The organism is Endoryza foliicola (assembly GCF_050589245.1).
GTDB lineage: Bacteria > Bacteroidota > Bacteroidia > Chitinophagales > Chitinophagaceae > Endoryza > Endoryza foliicola.
Map to the genome: position 1 here is coordinate 121,580 of NZ_JBOBEW010000003.1, position 14,460 is coordinate 136,039.

General features: G+C 41.2%; 24 protein-coding genes. 1 reads left to right on the forward strand and 23 read right to left on the reverse strand.

What is annotated here, in order from left to right:
- Positions 1-27 precede the first annotated feature (27 nt).
- Positions 28-1,278, reverse strand: coding sequence for a BaiN/RdsA family NAD(P)/FAD-dependent oxidoreductase (locus tag ACQ2HE_RS07845; RefSeq protein ID WP_430902434.1), 1,251 nt, complete (start codon positions 1,276-1,278; stop codon positions 28-30).
- 56 nt (positions 1,279-1,334) lie between these two features.
- Here ACQ2HE_RS07845 and ACQ2HE_RS07850 point away from each other — a divergent pair, with 56 nt between their 5' ends.
- Positions 1,335-2,291: a 1-acyl-sn-glycerol-3-phosphate acyltransferase gene (locus tag ACQ2HE_RS07850; RefSeq protein WP_430898847.1), complete on the forward strand. Its 957-nt coding sequence runs from the start codon at positions 1,335-1,337 to the stop codon at positions 2,289-2,291.
- Here ACQ2HE_RS07850 and map read toward each other — a convergent pair.
- From map to rplC, 22 genes are all read right to left on the reverse strand, one after another.
- The gene (map, locus tag ACQ2HE_RS07855; protein WP_430898845.1) at positions 2,277-3,074 is read right to left on the reverse strand and encodes a type I methionyl aminopeptidase; all 798 of its coding nucleotides are present in this window, start codon (positions 3,072-3,074) and stop codon (positions 2,277-2,279) included. The two genes, ACQ2HE_RS07850 and map, sit on opposite strands and share 15 nt — an antisense overlap.
- Positions 3,075-3,158: 84 nt before the next feature.
- Positions 3,159-4,499, reverse strand: coding sequence for a preprotein translocase subunit SecY (gene secY, locus ACQ2HE_RS07860; protein ID WP_430898843.1), 1,341 nt, complete (start codon positions 4,497-4,499; stop codon positions 3,159-3,161).
- Positions 4,500-4,576: 77 nt separating this feature from the next.
- Positions 4,577-5,026 carry a 50S ribosomal protein L15 gene (rplO, locus tag ACQ2HE_RS07865; RefSeq protein WP_430898841.1) on the reverse strand — a complete coding sequence of 150 codons (450 nt, stop codon included), beginning with the start codon at positions 5,024-5,026 and terminating at the stop codon, positions 4,577-4,579.
- 123 nt (positions 5,027-5,149) lie between these two features.
- Positions 5,150-5,329 (reverse strand): 50S ribosomal protein L30, encoded by a 180-nt coding sequence (gene rpmD, locus ACQ2HE_RS07870; protein ID WP_430898839.1) that lies wholly within the window; start codon positions 5,327-5,329, stop codon positions 5,150-5,152.
- A 49-nt stretch (positions 5,330-5,378) separates the two neighbouring features.
- A complete protein-coding gene (gene rpsE / locus ACQ2HE_RS07875) occupies positions 5,379-5,897 on the reverse strand; it encodes a 30S ribosomal protein S5 (RefSeq protein ID WP_430898837.1) in 519 nt (172 codons plus the stop codon).
- 52 nt (positions 5,898-5,949) lie between these two features.
- The gene (rplR, locus tag ACQ2HE_RS07880) at positions 5,950-6,303 is read right to left on the reverse strand and encodes a 50S ribosomal protein L18 (protein ID WP_430898835.1); all 354 of its coding nucleotides are present in this window, start codon (positions 6,301-6,303) and stop codon (positions 5,950-5,952) included.
- 89 nt (positions 6,304-6,392) lie between these two features.
- Positions 6,393-6,947 (reverse strand): 50S ribosomal protein L6, encoded by a 555-nt coding sequence (gene rplF / locus ACQ2HE_RS07885; protein ID WP_430898833.1) that lies wholly within the window; start codon positions 6,945-6,947, stop codon positions 6,393-6,395.
- Positions 6,948-7,066: 119 nt separating this feature from the next.
- Entirely contained in the window at positions 7,067-7,465 is a 399-nt protein-coding gene (gene rpsH, locus ACQ2HE_RS07890) for a 30S ribosomal protein S8 (RefSeq protein ID WP_430898831.1), read from the reverse strand.
- A gap of 41 nt (positions 7,466-7,506) precedes the next feature.
- The gene (gene rpsN, locus ACQ2HE_RS07895) at positions 7,507-7,776 is read right to left on the reverse strand and encodes a 30S ribosomal protein S14 (RefSeq protein ID WP_430898829.1); all 270 of its coding nucleotides are present in this window, start codon (positions 7,774-7,776) and stop codon (positions 7,507-7,509) included.
- 47 nt (positions 7,777-7,823) lie between these two features.
- A complete protein-coding gene (gene rplE, locus ACQ2HE_RS07900; RefSeq protein ID WP_430898827.1) occupies positions 7,824-8,393 on the reverse strand; it encodes a 50S ribosomal protein L5 in 570 nt (189 codons plus the stop codon).
- Between the two features lie 42 nt (positions 8,394-8,435).
- Positions 8,436-8,774, reverse strand: a complete 339-nt coding sequence (gene rplX / locus ACQ2HE_RS07905; RefSeq protein WP_430898825.1) for a 50S ribosomal protein L24 — start codon at positions 8,772-8,774, stop codon at positions 8,436-8,438.
- 83 nt (positions 8,775-8,857) lie between these two features.
- On the reverse strand, positions 8,858-9,226 hold the full coding sequence (rplN, locus tag ACQ2HE_RS07910) for a 50S ribosomal protein L14 (RefSeq protein WP_038108777.1): 369 nt from the start codon (positions 9,224-9,226) through the stop codon (positions 8,858-8,860).
- Positions 9,227-9,320: 94 nt separating this feature from the next.
- Positions 9,321-9,578: a 30S ribosomal protein S17 gene (gene rpsQ / locus ACQ2HE_RS07915; RefSeq protein WP_430898823.1), complete on the reverse strand. Its 258-nt coding sequence runs from the start codon at positions 9,576-9,578 to the stop codon at positions 9,321-9,323.
- 72 nt (positions 9,579-9,650) lie between these two features.
- On the reverse strand, positions 9,651-9,851 hold the full coding sequence (rpmC, locus tag ACQ2HE_RS07920) for a 50S ribosomal protein L29 (protein ID WP_430898821.1): 201 nt from the start codon (positions 9,849-9,851) through the stop codon (positions 9,651-9,653).
- 26 nt (positions 9,852-9,877) lie between these two features.
- Positions 9,878-10,297, reverse strand: a complete 420-nt coding sequence (rplP, locus tag ACQ2HE_RS07925; protein ID WP_430898819.1) for a 50S ribosomal protein L16 — start codon at positions 10,295-10,297, stop codon at positions 9,878-9,880.
- Between the two features lie 53 nt (positions 10,298-10,350).
- On the reverse strand, positions 10,351-11,145 hold the full coding sequence (rpsC, locus tag ACQ2HE_RS07930; RefSeq protein WP_430898817.1) for a 30S ribosomal protein S3: 795 nt from the start codon (positions 11,143-11,145) through the stop codon (positions 10,351-10,353).
- A gap of 25 nt (positions 11,146-11,170) precedes the next feature.
- Positions 11,171-11,515, reverse strand: coding sequence for a 50S ribosomal protein L22 (rplV, locus tag ACQ2HE_RS07935; RefSeq protein WP_430898815.1), 345 nt, complete (start codon positions 11,513-11,515; stop codon positions 11,171-11,173).
- A 48-nt stretch (positions 11,516-11,563) separates the two neighbouring features.
- The gene (rpsS, locus tag ACQ2HE_RS07940; protein WP_430898813.1) at positions 11,564-11,836 is read right to left on the reverse strand and encodes a 30S ribosomal protein S19; all 273 of its coding nucleotides are present in this window, start codon (positions 11,834-11,836) and stop codon (positions 11,564-11,566) included.
- Between the two features lie 57 nt (positions 11,837-11,893).
- Positions 11,894-12,733 (reverse strand): 50S ribosomal protein L2, encoded by an 840-nt coding sequence (gene rplB / locus ACQ2HE_RS07945; protein ID WP_430898811.1) that lies wholly within the window; start codon positions 12,731-12,733, stop codon positions 11,894-11,896.
- A gap of 80 nt (positions 12,734-12,813) precedes the next feature.
- A complete protein-coding gene (rplW, locus tag ACQ2HE_RS07950) occupies positions 12,814-13,113 on the reverse strand; it encodes a 50S ribosomal protein L23 (protein ID WP_430898809.1) in 300 nt (99 codons plus the stop codon).
- Positions 13,114-13,136: 23 nt separating this feature from the next.
- Complete coding sequence (gene rplD, locus ACQ2HE_RS07955) at positions 13,137-13,778, reverse strand: 50S ribosomal protein L4 (RefSeq protein WP_430898807.1); 642 nt, start codon at positions 13,776-13,778, stop codon at positions 13,137-13,139.
- 18 nt (positions 13,779-13,796) lie between these two features.
- Complete coding sequence (gene rplC, locus ACQ2HE_RS07960; protein ID WP_430898805.1) at positions 13,797-14,414, reverse strand: 50S ribosomal protein L3; 618 nt, start codon at positions 14,412-14,414, stop codon at positions 13,797-13,799.
- Positions 14,415-14,460 lie beyond the last annotated feature (46 nt).

Genomic DNA, 14,460 nt, shown 5'->3' on the forward strand with positions numbered 1-14,460 from the left:
CAATTTCGGTTCAAATAGATAGGAATCTTATATTAACGACATGTGCCTAGCAGCGATCCAGCCACTCGTCCATGCATGCTGGAAATTAAACCCTCCCGTTACTCCATCAACGTCCATAATTTCTCCGGCAAAAAACAATCCTTTCCACTTTTTGCTTTCCATACTATTCGAGTCTATGGCACTTAACTCAACGCCTCCCGCAGTCACAAACTCTTCTTTAAATGTAGTTTTCCCCTTCACTTGAAATTCTTGATTGGTAAGCATCATACACAACTTGCGTTGAGATTTAGCAGGCAAATCAGCCCATTTCAAAGAATCGGATATACCACACTGTTGTAAAAAGAAATCCCACAATCGATTCGGAATCCCGAATGGATTCTTGCCATAAATTTTCTGAGTATTCAAACTGCTTCTTAATTCTTGCAAATAGTCGTAACAAGTTTGCTCATTGTAATCACCAATCCAATTTACATTAGCTTGAAACTGCCATTGCTTTTCCGCCAATATTCTTGCTCCCCAAGCACTTGCTTTTAATACAGCGGGACCGCTCAAACCCCAATGGGTTACCAACAACGGACCTTCGGTTTCAATTTTAGTCCCTACTATCTTCACTTTGGCTTGAGAAACACTCACTCCCATTAAAGCCACGATTGGATGTTCCGGTAAATTAAAAGTAAACAATGAGGGCACTGGCGTTTCAATAGGCAACCCTAACTCATCTAACCAATAAAACTGTTCCCTCTTCGAAAAGCCGCCACAAGCAACACAAACAACTGCAGCTTCCACCTCTTCACCCGATTTAAACAACACCTTCCAACTTCCATCTGTTACTTGTTTCAAGGATACTACCTCTCGATGCATCAAGGTTTTTACCTGATAATCATCTGCCTCTTTCAACAAGCAATCAATAATGGTTTGCGATTGGTTGGTTACGGGAAACATTCTACCATCTGCCTCAGCCTTTAGCGCAACGCCGCGCTCCTTAAACCACTCGATGGTATGGGTGGGATTGAACTGATGCAAGGTTTTCTTTAATAATGAAGCCCCTCTCGGATACCGTTTTACCAACTCCCCAATTTCAAAGCAAGCATGGGTAACATTGCATCGGCCTCCACCACTAACCTTTACCTTGCTTAGCAATTTTCCGGTTTTCTCTACCAGTATTACTTGTAAATCGGGCCTCATCCTTGCAAGATTTACGGCAGCAAAAAAACCGGCGGCTCCACCGCCAATTATCAAGGCTTTTTTTGCTTCATTATTGTTATCTTTCAACATCATTCAAGGATAAAAATAAAGGATTGCTCTACCATTTTCTAAAATTTTATGCGCGAATTGTGATCCGCTTGTTTTACCGAAAACAAGTGGTTACCGGTATGCAGCAATTCAAACAAGAAGGTCCTGTGCTGTTTGCGGTCAATCATCCTAACTCTTTTCTTGATGCTATTCTCATAGATCTTATTGCTGAGAGAGCCGTTTACTCGCTTGCTCGAGGCGACGTTTTTCGTTCAAAGCTTGGAAAAACAATTCTGCCAAAACTCAATATTCTTCCTGTATATCGACCATCGGAAGGTGTAGAAAATTTATCACAGAATTATGACACTTTTCAGTCCTGTATTCAACTCTTTAAGAACAATCAACAAGTTTTGATTTTTAGCGAAGGACTTTGCGTACAAGAATGGAGGCTCCGACCCTTGAAAAAAGGAACGGCTCGTCTTGCTTTACAAGCATGGAATGAAGGCATCCCGTTGAAAGTAATTCCGGTAGGCATTACCTATCAGAGTTTTCGAAGCTTCGGGAAAAACATTTGTATCAATGCAGGCGCTGCAATCTCAGAAAATGAACTTGATCGAAGCAACTTAACAGAAGGGCAACAGAATCTACAGTTCAATGCTCTCTTAAAAGACAGGCTAGAACCCTTGTTGGTAGATCCGGCAGATCCCCGAACTCCACCTTTCACTAAATTTCTGGAACTCCCAATTCCTAAATTCAAGAAAGCACTACTAGTTATACCCGGCTTAGTTGGATGGTTGCTGCATGCTCCATTCTACTACCCCATTAAAAGGTTTATTGGAAGAAAAACAAAAGGATCGCCTCATTATGACTCTATAATGTTGGGAGTGTTGGTGCTCTTCTACTTTCCCTTTTTGTTAATTACAGCATTTTTATTAGGACTATTTTTTCAATCCTATTGGCCACTTGCTATTCCTCTTGTGTACTTTTTTACCGGGCAGGCTTATGTACAAATAAAAAAGCAGCGAGAATTCGCTGCCGGTAATTTATCCTACAAATAAGTTGGGATTCTTTGATTCTGCTTCTTCAATGATGCTATAATCGGATAGAATATCTGCCTTCCCTTTTCTAACGCAAACGTCGTGCTCAAAATGCACGGAAGGCTTTCCATCTTTGGTTCTGATGGTCCATCCATCATCTTCTGTAAATACATCTCTTTTTCCTAAATTGATCATAGGCTCAATTGCAAGAACCAATCCTTCGTTTAATACACGGCCTGTTCCTTTTTTACCATAGTTAGGCAACTGAGGGTCTTCGTGCATGGAACGACCAAGACCATGACCTACTAGTTCACGAACTACTCCGTATCCGTATTTCTTTTCTGTATGTTCTTGAATGGCATATGATATATCTCCCAATCTGTTACCAACAACTGCCTTTTCAATTCCTTTATACAATGATTCCTTAGTAACTCGAACCAATTGAGCGATTTCTTTGCCGGGATCTCCAATCGAGAAGGTATAAGCATGATCCCCGTGCCAACCGTCTTTGATCACTCCAACATCAATGGAAATAATATCCCCTTCTCTCAATTCTCTTTTATTGGGAAAACCGTGAACAACCACATCATTTACCGAGATACATGAATTAAAGGGGTAGCCGTGGTAATTTAGGAATGAGGGAATTGCTTGATGATCGCGAATAAAGGAACCGATCATCTCATCCAAGAATAAGGTATTAATCCCTGGCTTTAATTCAACTGCAATTGTAGCCAAGGTTTTGCTCACAAGTCGAGCGGCAATCCGCATCAACTCAATTTCTTCGTTTGATTTGTAATGAACCATGTTTTTTCTCCAGACACAAAATTAAAGAAAAAACCTGACAGCGCTAAGCGTTGTCAGGTTGTATAAAAGTAAAGCTCTTAATAATTACATTGAAACAGGTGCACTGCTCGACTGGCGGCCTTGAATTCTTCCGCTCTTCATCAATCCGTCGTACTGACGCATCAATAACTGCGTTTCTATTTGTTGCAAGGTATCCAAAATAACACCAACCATGATCAAGAGGGATGTACCGCCGAAGAAGGTTGAGAATTGAACTGAAACACCTAAACGTTGAGCGAAACCTGGAAGGATACCTACCAAGGCCAACAATACGGCACCTGGCAATGTGATTCTATCCATGATGGCACCAATGTAATCAGCGGTAGGTTGACCTGGTTTTACACCCGGAATGAAACCGTTGTTACGTTTCAAATCATCAGCAATTTGCTTCGGATTGAAGATAAGAGCTGTATATAAGAACGTAAACGCTATTACCATTACAGAGTAGATAACCATGTACCAAACATTGCTATGATCGTTGAAGATCTTTGCCAAACCTTGTGTTGTTTCAAAATTTGAAAGCAAAGTTGGTAGGAACATGATAGCCTGAGCAAAGATGATAGGCATTACACCTGCACTGTTCACTTTAATTGGTAGGAATTGACGGGCACCACCAAACTGACGGTTACCAACAATTTGCTTAGCATATTGTACAGGTATTTTGCGAACACCTTGGATCAATACAATCAATCCCATGATTATAGCTACTAACACTGCAATCATCAATACAAACAACAACAAACCGCCACCACCTTGGTATTTGGTAGTAATTGAACTGTATTGTTGTACCATTGATTGTGGCAAACGAGCTAAGATACCCACCATGATAATCACGGAAGAACCGTTACCCAATCCTTTGTCTGTGATACGCTCACCAAGCCACATTACGAACAATGTACCGGCTGTGAGTACAATAGTAGTAGAAATGTAGAAGTAAGAGCTATAAGCAGGGATAATGGCCTCTTTGTAACCGGGGCTATTCAAATAGGCAACATAGGCACTTGCTTGAAGCGCTGCTACTACAATAGTTAAAATACGAGTGTACTGGTTGATTTTCTTACGACCACTATCTCCTTCTTTTTGTAATTTCTGGAAAGGAGGATATAAAATGGTCATCAATTGCATGAAGATAGATGCAGAGATATATGGCATAATTCCCAATGCAAGGATAGATGCCTGAGAGAACGCACCACCTGCGAATGCATCGATCAAACCTAAAATTCCGGTACCGGAACCGCCGGTTGGAAGTTTATTAGGATCGATACCTGGCAAAGCGATATGCGTACCTACGCGATAAATAGCAATCAATAAGAGGGTAACGAGGATCTTACTCTTTAATTCCTCGATACTCCAGATATTCTTCAGTGTTTGTATAAACTTTTTCACGGATTGCAGAAATTTTTTATGAAAGCCTAAAACAAAAAAAAGACGCATTTATCATGCGTCTGGCAATATACGCAAAATTACTTTACGATTTCTACAGAACCACCTGCTGCTTCAATAGCTTGTTTAGCTTTTTCGCTCACAGCGTTCACTTTGAAAGTAACTTTTGATTTCAATTCACCGTTTCCGAGGATCTTCACCAATGATGTTCTGCTTACCAAACCATTCATGAACAAAGTATCCAAAGAAAACTCCTGTAATCCGTATTTCTCTACCAATAATTCTACTTGACCAATATTGAACACTTTGTATTCAACACGGTTGTTATTTGTGAAACCGCGCTTAGGAACACGACGTTGAATTGGCATCTGACCACCTTCGTGTGCTCTTCTATTTTTGAAACCGCTACGGCTCTGATGACCTTTGTTACCTTTAGTTGATGTACCACCGTGACCCGATGCTTCACCACGACCTAATCTCTTTTCTCTTTTCGTTGCGCCTTTCGCAGGCTTCAATTCATGTAATTTCATACTGTTGATTTTTACTTACGGGGAATCGCCCCTCGCTTGTTATTAATAAAAGTGTAAATATGCAAATGTGAAAATGCCGTAAGCTAGTTACTCATTTTCACACTGCCAAATTAATTCAATTTATTAAGCTTCTTCCACTTTCAGAAGGTGGTTCACCTTACGAACCATTCCGAGAATTTGAGGAGTAGCTTCTACTTCTCTGCTGGCGTTGGTCTTGTTCAAACCTAAAGCAACCAATGTTTGTTTTTGGCGCTCCGGACGATCAATTGGACTTTTAACCAGGGTGATTTTAATCTTTTTCATAACAAATGTTATAATGAGTTTGAAACCTAGAGTTCAAACAGGGTGATAATTATCCGTTGAATACTTTCTTAAGATTTAAGCGACGCTCCTTTGCAACTGTGATAGGCTCACGCAACAAAGCCAAGGCCTTGAAAGTAGCTTTTACCACGTTGTGAGGGTTTGCTGAACCTAAAGATTTTGCCAATACGTCGGTAACACCTGCGCTTTCCAAAACGGCACGCATGCTACCTCCCGCAATTACACCGGTACCGTGTGCGGCAGGCTTGATCAACACCTTTGCAGCACCTTCCTTCGCCAATTGGTCGTGAGGAATAGTTCCGTGCATCACTGGCACTTTAATCAGATTCTTTTTAGCATCTTCGATACCTTTCGTAATGGCTTCTTGAACCTCTTTGGCTTTACCCAAACCATGACCTACAATTCCTTGTTCGTTACCAACTACTACTAAAGCAGAGAAACTGAAAGCACGACCACCTTTGGTTGTTTTCACAACACGGTTGATGGCTACTACTTTTTCCTTCAACTCCAGGTCTCCGGCTTTAACTCTGTTTAAATTAACTTTTGACATTTATAAAAGTTGAAATTTGAAATGTTTGTTGTTTACTACGTTTGGTTGCGAATTAGAATTTCAATCCACCTTCGCGAGCTCCATCAGCTACATTCTTCACACGACCATGGTACAAATAACCACCACGATCAAATACTACCTCTGATAATCCGAGAGAAGTAGCTTTTTGTGCGATCGCCAAACCTACCAACTTGCTCTTTTCAGATTTAGTTCCTTTTTGAGCAGCGATGTCTTTCTGACGGCTTGAAGCGGCAGCCAATGTAACGCCGGTTGTATCATCGATCAACTGAACGTAGATATCTGCATTACTTCTGAAAACAGACAAACGTGGCTTCTGAGCGGTACCCGCTATTCTCTTGCGAATGTTGAAGCGGATTCGTTGTCTTCTTAATGCTTTAGTATTCATGTTTCTTTATTTTATCACCCGATTCTGCCGGGACGATTAGTAATGTTATTTCGAAAAAGATTTCAATAAATGCTACTAGCAGCTCACGCTTATTTACCAGCAGCTTTACCAGCTTTACGACGGATGTACTCACCCACGTATTTAACACCTTTTCCTTTGTACGGCTCAGGCTTACGTAATCCTCTGATCTTCGCAGCAACCTGACCTAACAATTGCTTGTCGATACCTTCCAATGTGATCAAAGGGTTTTGACCTTTTTCTTGAGCAGTTACTACGCTCAATTCGTTTGGAACTTCGAAAATGATATTGTGAGAATAACCTAATGAAAGATCCAATAAGTTACCCTGATTGGCAGCTTTATAACCCACACCCACTAATTCCAATTGCTTCTTGTAACCTTCTGTTACACCTTTTACCAAATTCGCCAACAATGCGCGGTACAAACCGTGCATAGCGCGGTGACGGATTTGATCTGTTGGACGACCAATAGTAATTTGGTTGTCGGCAACGCTAACAATAATATCGCGGTCAATTGCTTGTTGCAATGTACCCTTAGGACCTTTAACAGTAACCACGTTATCGGCTCCTACAGTAACCGTAACACCAGCAGGGATGCTAACGGGTTTTTTACCTACACGAGACATAGTGCTTTTTATTTATTAGTTTGTTCAATCTGGAGAAACCGATCAGCCTGTATAGGAACGGCTTAATGTATCTCTCCTATTTTATAACGGGTGCTTCCGTAGAAGCACCTGATTATTTATTAGTATACGTAGCAAAGAACTTCGCCACCAACGTTCTGAAGTTTCGCTTGTTTATCGGTCATTACTCCTTTAGAAGTACTGAGGATAGCGATACCCAAACCGTTTTTCACACGCTTAAATTCAGCTGGGCTAGCGTATTGACGCAACCCTGGACGGCTAATGCGCTCTAAAGCTTTGATAGCAGGCTCTTTTGTTTGAGCATCATACTTCAACGCGATCTTGATCACACCTTGCTTAGAATCATCTTCGAATTTGTACTTCAGAATATAACCCTGATCGTACAGGATCTCTGTAATACGCTTTTTAAGATTAGAAGCAGGAATCTCTACGATACGGTGTCCGGCCATTTGGGCGTTACGTACGCGAGTGAGGAAGTCTGCTATTGGATCAGTTACCATGTTTATATAAATTAATCAGTTCAAAATTGGGTGAAAACAAATTACCAGGAAGCTTTCTTCACACCTGGGATTTTACCAGCCAGCGCCATGTCGCGGAATGTAACACGGGAAATACCAAAGTATCTCATGTATCCTTTCGGACGGCCTGATAACTGGCAACGGTTTTTCAAACGTACAGAAGAAGAATTCTTCGGAAGTTGATCTAATGCAGACCACTCACCGGCAGCTTTTAAAGCAGCACGCTTTTCAGCGAACTGAGCAACCATACGCTCTCTTTTACGTTGTCTGGCTTTTACTGATTCTTTTGCCATTGTGTTTTTATTTTTAATGAAAGCAACTGTTTTTTACAGCTACTGGATTAGTCTTTTTTATTGTTTTTGAAAGGCATACCCAACTCTTTCAACAATTCATACGCTTCTTCGTTTGTTTTCGCAGAAGTTACGAATGTGATATCCATACCTGTGATACGATTTACTTTATCGATATCAATTTCAGGGAAGATGATCTGTTCTGTAACACCCAAAGTGTAGTTACCTCTACCGTCGAATGCTTTTTCATTTACACCTTTGAAGTCACGAACGCGAGGTAAAGCGGTAGACACCAAACGATCCAGGAACTCATACATTTTCACACCGCGCAAAGTAACACGTGCACCGATTGGCATGTTCTTACGCAATTTGAAGTTAGAGATATCCTTCTTAGACATAGTAGCTACAGCTTTCTGTCCGGTGATGGTTGACAGTTCTTCCAAAGCGATATCAATCAGCTTTTTGTCAGAAACAGCTCCGTTCACACCACGGTTCAAACAAATTTTTTCTAAGCGCGGTACTTCCATTGAACTACCGTAGTTAAAACGCTTTTTCAAAGCCGGAACAACATCGTTCTGGTACTTAGCGGCCAAGCGTGGGGTATATTTTGTTGTGCTCATTTGCTTATGTTTTACGATTCCTTCTTTTCAGATAAGAATTTATTACTTGATCACCTCTCCGGATTTCTTGGCAACACGTACCAATTTACCGTTATCACGGCTGCGCTTCACTTTAGAACCGCTTCCGCTTTTTGCATCAAACAACATCACATTACTGATGTGAATAGGTGCTTCTACCTTTACAATACCGCCTTTTGTATTGGCAGCTGAAGGTTTGGTGTGCTTAGTAACGATGTTTACACCTTCTACTAATACACGAGCGTCTTCCGGAAATACTTCCAGTACTTTGCGGGCTTTTTTAGGATCTTTATCATCTCCTGCAATTACCACCACGCTGTCACCTTTTTTGATGTTGAATTTAGGTTTGAATCTGTTACTCATTTTATTAAGCTTAGTGCGAAATTGTTTTAGCATCTCGCTGTTTGAAACTAATTATGGGTGTTGGCTGATTTCCAACGATTGGCTTACAATACCTCTGGAGCCAATGAAATGATCTTCATGTATCCTTTATCACGCAATTCTCTCGCTACTGGCCCGAAGATACGTGTACCACGAGGCTCATCGCTGGCGTTCAACAATACCACCGCATTGTCATCGAAACGGATGTATGAACCATCTTTACGACGCAATTTGTTCTTGGTACGAACGATTACCGCTTTTGCCACAGTACCTTTTTTGATACCACCGGCAGGGATCGCATCTTTAACAGTAACAACAATTTTGTCACCGATTTTTGCGTAATCCTGTCCACTGTTACCCAGTACCCGAATACATAATACTTCTTTGGCACCGCTGTTATCAGCTACATTTAATCTGCTTTCTTGCTGAATCATTGTTTTAAGCTTTGTGCTGCCGGTATTACCCACAGCATATTAAAAACTTCATTTATATCGTTAACTAACGGTTTTATACAACCGCAGCTGATGCTTACTTCGCTTTCTCCACGATCTCCACCAATCTCCAACGCTTCGTCTTACTTAAAGGACGTGTTTCCATGATACGAACTACGTCACCAACGGTGCACTCGTTCTTCTCATCGTGAGCATGGAACTTCGTTGTTTTCTTAACGAACTTTCCGTAAATAGGGTGCTTTACTTTACGTTCAACCGCAACAGTGATTGTTTTTGTCATCTTGTTGCTGGTAACCACCCCGGTTCTTGTTTTTCGCAAATTTCTTTCAGCCATTTTATTCAGCTTTTGCTTTTTAGTGATCAGCTATCTGATCTAATTTGTTTTATCGATGTTTATCAGAGCTTATTACTTGCGGCCGCCCAATACTGTTTTCAAACGAGCGATATCTCTACGCAATGCACGAATGCTCATTGGATTCTCGAGTGGAGAAATAGCATGCGCAAACTCCAATTTTTTCAGACGCAGCTCATCTTCCTGAATTCTTGCTTTCAAGTCATCAGCCGACATCTCTTTAATACTCTTTACAAAATCAACTTTCTTAGACATTTTATTTCGATTTTGACTGTTTCGAATTATGCGGCGTAATCAGGACGCACAATGAATTTTGTTTTAATTGGCAGTTTCTGCGCAGCCAGTTCCAACGCTTCTTTTGCAACGTTTAAAGGAACTCCATCTGTTTCGAAGATGATACGACCTGGTTCTACCACAGCAGCCCAGAATTCAGGGTTACCTTTACCTTTACCCATCCTTACCTCAAGAGGCTTACGGGTAATAGGCTTATCGGGGAATACACGGATCCACACGTTACCTTCACGCTTCATAGCACGAGATAATGCCTGACGTGCAGCTTCGATCTGACGGTTCGTTAACCACACAGGCTCTAATGCTTTCAATGCAAAGGAACCAAAAGCAATGCTGGTACCACGCTTCGCGGTTTCACGGATGCGTCCCTTCTGTGCTTTTCTGTGTTTCGTTCTTTTCGGCTGTAACATTTTCTATACTAATTTGAAAATTTTAATAATGTTTCGATTCTAGTAATCGACTATTAGTTTTTACGCGGACCTCTGTCGCCACCGCCTCTTCTTTCTCCACCTCTATCGTTTCTACCACCACCGCGGCGATCGTTACCACCACGTCCGGCAGGAGCTCCACCTTCTCTTCTTTCACCACCTTCTTTTCCGCTGATCAAGTTCGGGTTCAAATCACGCTTACCCAATACTTCTCCTTTACAGATCCATACCTTGATACCAATTTTACCATATACAGTAAGAGCAAACACATTTGCGTAGTCAATGTCCATACGTAATGTATGCAAAGGCGTACGACCTTGTTTAATTTCTTCTGTACGAGCAATTTCAGCACCACCTAAACGGCCGGCTACTTTAATTTTGATTCCTTCAGCTCCCATTCTCAGGGCAGAAGCAATCGCCATTTTGATCGCTCTTTTATAGTTGATACGGTTTTCGATTTGACGAGCAATGGTATCACCAACAATCATCGCATCCAATTCCGGACGGCGAATTTCCAAAATGTTGATTTGCACATCTTCCTTACCGGTAAGTTTTTTCAACTCCTCTTTGATACGATCTACTTCGTTACCACCTTTACCGATGATGATACCAGGCTTAGAAGTGTGAATGGTAACAATCAACTTATTCAGCGTACGCTCAATAACAATTTTAGAAATACCACCCTTGTTGATACGGGCATTGAGGTAGTTTCTGATCTTGTTATCTTCGATCAATTTCGTAGCGAAATCTTTCTTATTACCATACCAGTTAGATTCCCATCCGCGGATAATTCCTAATCTGGCACCAATTGGATTTGTTTTCTGACCCATATTATGGTTTAAAAATTTTTATCAATTAGTTTTTAGCATCTACAATTAAAGTAACATGGTTGCTACGCTTTCTCACACGGTAAGCTCTACCTTGAGGAGCTGGCAACATTCTCTTAATTGATCTTGCGCCATCTACAAAAATAGTTTTTACTACCAGTGAGGCATCGGCTGCACTCTTTCCTTCGTTCTTTTGCTCCCAGTTTGCAATTGCACTCTTCAACAATTTGTATAAAGGTGTAGAGGAGTGTTGAGGATGGTGCTCCAATAATGCCAACGCATTTTCAACTCCCAATCCACGAATCTCATCAGCCAGCAAACGCATTCTGCGGGGTGAAGTTGGATAATTTTTAAGTTTAGCTACTGCTTCCATTTTTTTATTTCGTTTGAGTTCAACAGGCGTTTCGTCCTATCAAACAGTTTACGCTACTTTTTTACTTGAGTGACCTTTGAACTGACGGGTAGGTGCAAATTCACCTAATTTATGACCCACCATGAACTCGGTAACATAAACAGGAATAAACTTGTTCCCGTTGTGTACTGCAAATGTGTGTCCAACAAAATCAGGAGTTATGGTAGAACGACGGCTCCATGTTTTGATCACTCCCTTTTTGGCTTTGCCCTCATTAACTGCTAATACTTTCTTTTCTAATTTGGCAGCTACATAAGGACCTTTTTTAATTGAACGAGCCATATTACTGTGTTAATTTGAAATTTTGATAATTTGAATTTGAATCCACTTACTCACTTCTTATTTAGCGAGCTTGCTTCCGTTTTTACGTTGGATGATCAGCTTATCACTTCCTTTTCCTCTTGTTCTTGTCTTCTCACCTTTCGCGTATTTACCGGTGCGGCTTCTTGGGTGACCACCAGATGATCTACCTTCACCACCACCCATTGGGTGATCTACTGGGTTCATCGCTACACCACGGTTGCGAGGACGGATCCCTTTCCAACGGTTCACACCCGCTTTACCGGCTGTTTCCAGGTTGTGATCACTGTTACTTACCACACCAACAGTTGCAACGCAGTTGATCAAAATCTTTCTCAACTCACCACTTGGCATTTTCAATACAGCGTATTTTTCTTCCTTGTTGGTTAACTGAGCAGAAGTACCTGCACTTCTTACCAATTTACCACCCTGACCAGGCTGCATTTCAATGTTGTGAATGTTTGTACCCAACGGCATAAACTTCATTTGAAGTGCATTTCCAACTTCAGGAGCAACACTGTTACCAGCTATAACGGTAGCGCCTACCTGCAAACCTTGAGGAGCCAGGATGTAACGCTTTTCACCATCAGCATAGTTCAACAATGCGATGAATGCAGTACGGTTTGGATCGTACTCAATGCTCGCAACAGTTGCTGGAATATCTTTCTTGTCTCTTTTGAAATCTACAATACGGTACATTTTCTTGTTTCCACCGCCAATATATCTCATCGCTCTTCTACCCTGTGCGTTTCTACCGCCAGTTGCAGATTGCTTCTCTACTAAGCTCTTCTCCGGTGTTGCAGTTGTTACTTCTGCGTAGGCATTACCAATTCTCCAGCGTGTACCGGCGGTCATTGGTTTATACTTCTTAAGTGCCATCGTTTCTAATTAATCGTTTTAAATAATGTTTTGTCAATTCTTTGCGGCGTTTGACCCGCCATTCTTACTGATTGATCTGATTAAACAGTTCCGTACAGATCAATGGTTTCGCCTTCGGCAACAGTTACATACGCTTTTTTGTATGCAGACTTCTGTCCGGAAATGAATCCTGCTTTTGTGAAGCGGTTCTTTCTTTTACCGGGAACAACAATCGTGTTTACATCGATTACGTTCACACCGTAGAAATCTTCAACAGCTTTTTTTACTTCAAGCTTGTTCGCCTTGCGGCTTACACGGAAAGCATAGGTTCTACGGGCATCCGTTAACTTGTTGCTTTTTTCTGTTACGATTGGCTTTATTAAAACTTCAGAGAGTTTCATCTCTTAACAATTTTTACTATTAATTAATTCGCGCTGATTTCTTTCACATCTTCCGCAATTGTTTTTGCAGAAGATTCCAATAATACTACTACGTCAGCATTTACGATGTCGTAGGTATTCATGTCGTTGTACTGATATCCAACCACGTTAGGGATGTTACGGAAGCTCAAGTACAAGTTGGTGTTTTCTTCACCAGCCAACACTAATACTTTCTTATTGTTTACATTCAGGCTTTTCAGAATGCTTACGAGTTCTTTTGTTTTAGGTTGAGCCAAAGTAACATCTTCAACAACTACCAAGTTGCTTTCTTTTACTTTGTAAGAAAGCGCTGAGCATTTCGCCAAGCCCTTTACTTTCTGGTTCAACTTGAAATCGTAATCGCGGGGCTTAGGTCCAAAAATGGTACCACCACCTTTATACAATGGGTTACGGATATTACCCTTACGAGAACCACCGGTTCCCTTTTGACGGTGTAATTTCTTGCTAGAACCCTTTACTTCTAAACGAGTTTTTACTTTGTGAGTACCTTGACGCTGAGCGGCCAAATACTGCTTCACGGCTAAGTAAATAACATGGTCATTAGGCTCAATTCCGAAGATCTCTTCTGGAAGATCCACTGTACGACCTGTTTTTTTACCGCTTATATTTAAAACATCTACTTGCATGATGATTCAGTTAAAAAGTTATTTCTGGATGTAAACAATAGAACCGTTGTGACCAGGAACGTTGCCTGTCACGAGGATATAATTCTTTTCAGGGAAAATTTTAACCACTTTAAGGCCTTTCACCTTTACGCGGTCACCACCCATACGGCCGGCCATGCGCATACCTTTCATTACGCGAGATGCATCGGAAGAGTTACCCAATGAACCTGGTGCACGCTGACGGTCGTGTTGACCGTGTGATTGTGAACCAACCCCACTGAATCCATGGCGTTTTACAACCCCTTGGAAACCCTTGCCCTTAGAAGTACCTACTACGTCAACTTTTTCTCCTTCAGAGAAAATTTCAACAGTAATGGCTTCTCCTAATGCTTTAGCAATAGAATAGTCGCGAAATTCTTTTACAAACTTTTTAGCGGAAGTATTTGCTTTGGCGTAGTGATTCTTTTCAGCTTGGAGAGTGTGCTTTTCTTTTTTGTCGCCGTAAGCAATTTGTAATGCGTTGTAACCGTCTGATTCAACAGTTTTAACCTGTGTTACAACACAGGGACCAGCTTCAATAATGGTACAAGCGGTTTGCTTGCCATCGGAACTGAAGACGCTGGTCATCCCGATTTTTTTTCCAATAATCCCTTTCATTTTATTTACAGTTTATGCCCTGTAAGGTTAAAGAGACAGGCCCGAT

Coding starts and splice junctions, on each gene's coding strand:
- rpsH (WP_430898831.1), bottom strand. CDS start 7,465: ATGGTAACTGATCCAATAGCAGACTTCCTCACTCGCGTACGTAACGCC.
- rpmC (WP_430898821.1), bottom strand. CDS start 9,851: ATGTCTAAGAAAGTTGATTTTGTAAAGAGTATTAAAGAGATGTCGGCT.
- rpsS (WP_430898813.1), bottom strand. CDS start 11,836: ATGGCTCGTTCAATTAAAAAAGGTCCTTATGTAGCTGCCAAATTAGAA.
- rplW (WP_430898809.1), bottom strand. CDS start 13,113: ATGAAACTCTCTGAAGTTTTAATAAAGCCAATCGTAACAGAAAAAAGC.
- rpmD (WP_430898839.1), bottom strand. CDS start 5,329: ATGAAAAAGATTAAAATCACCCTGGTTAAAAGTCCAATTGATCGTCCG.
- rplC (WP_430898805.1), bottom strand. CDS start 14,414: ATGAAAGGGATTATTGGAAAAAAAATCGGGATGACCAGCGTCTTCAGT.
- rpsQ (WP_430898823.1), bottom strand. CDS start 9,578: ATGGCTGAAAGAAATTTGCGAAAAACAAGAACCGGGGTGGTTACCAGC.
- ACQ2HE_RS07845 (WP_430902434.1), bottom strand. CDS start 1,278: ATGATGTTGAAAGATAACAATAATGAAGCAAAAAAAGCCTTGATAATT.
- rplB (WP_430898811.1), bottom strand. CDS start 12,733: ATGGCACTTAAGAAGTATAAACCAATGACCGCCGGTACACGCTGGAGA.
- rplN (WP_038108777.1), bottom strand. CDS start 9,226: ATGATTCAGCAAGAAAGCAGATTAAATGTAGCTGATAACAGCGGTGCC.
- rplR (WP_430898835.1), bottom strand. CDS start 6,303: ATGAATACTAAAGCATTAAGAAGACAACGAATCCGCTTCAACATTCGC.
- rplD (WP_430898807.1), bottom strand. CDS start 13,778: ATGCAAGTAGATGTTTTAAATATAAGCGGTAAAAAAACAGGTCGTACA.
- rpsE (WP_430898837.1), bottom strand. CDS start 5,897: ATGTCAAAAGTTAATTTAAACAGAGTTAAAGCCGGAGACCTGGAGTTG.
- rplX (WP_430898825.1), bottom strand. CDS start 8,774: ATGAGTAACAGATTCAAACCTAAATTCAACATCAAAAAAGGTGACAGC.
- rplP (WP_430898819.1), bottom strand. CDS start 10,297: ATGTTACAGCCGAAAAGAACGAAACACAGAAAAGCACAGAAGGGACGC.
- rpsC (WP_430898817.1), bottom strand. CDS start 11,145: ATGGGTCAGAAAACAAATCCAATTGGTGCCAGATTAGGAATTATCCGC.
- rpsN (WP_430898829.1), bottom strand. CDS start 7,776: ATGGCAAAAGAATCAGTAAAAGCCAGACAACGTAAAAGAGAGCGTATG.
- rplE (WP_430898827.1), bottom strand. CDS start 8,393: ATGAGCACAACAAAATATACCCCACGCTTGGCCGCTAAGTACCAGAAC.
- rplF (WP_430898833.1), bottom strand. CDS start 6,947: ATGTCTCGTGTAGGTAAAAAACCCGTTAGCATCCCTGCTGGTGTTACG.
- map (WP_430898845.1), bottom strand. CDS start 3,074: ATGGTTCATTACAAATCAAACGAAGAAATTGAGTTGATGCGGATTGCC.
- rplV (WP_430898815.1), bottom strand. CDS start 11,515: ATGGAAGCAGTAGCTAAACTTAAAAATTATCCAACTTCACCCCGCAGA.
- rplO (WP_430898841.1), bottom strand. CDS start 5,026: ATGAAATTACATGAATTGAAGCCTGCGAAAGGCGCAACGAAAAGAGAA.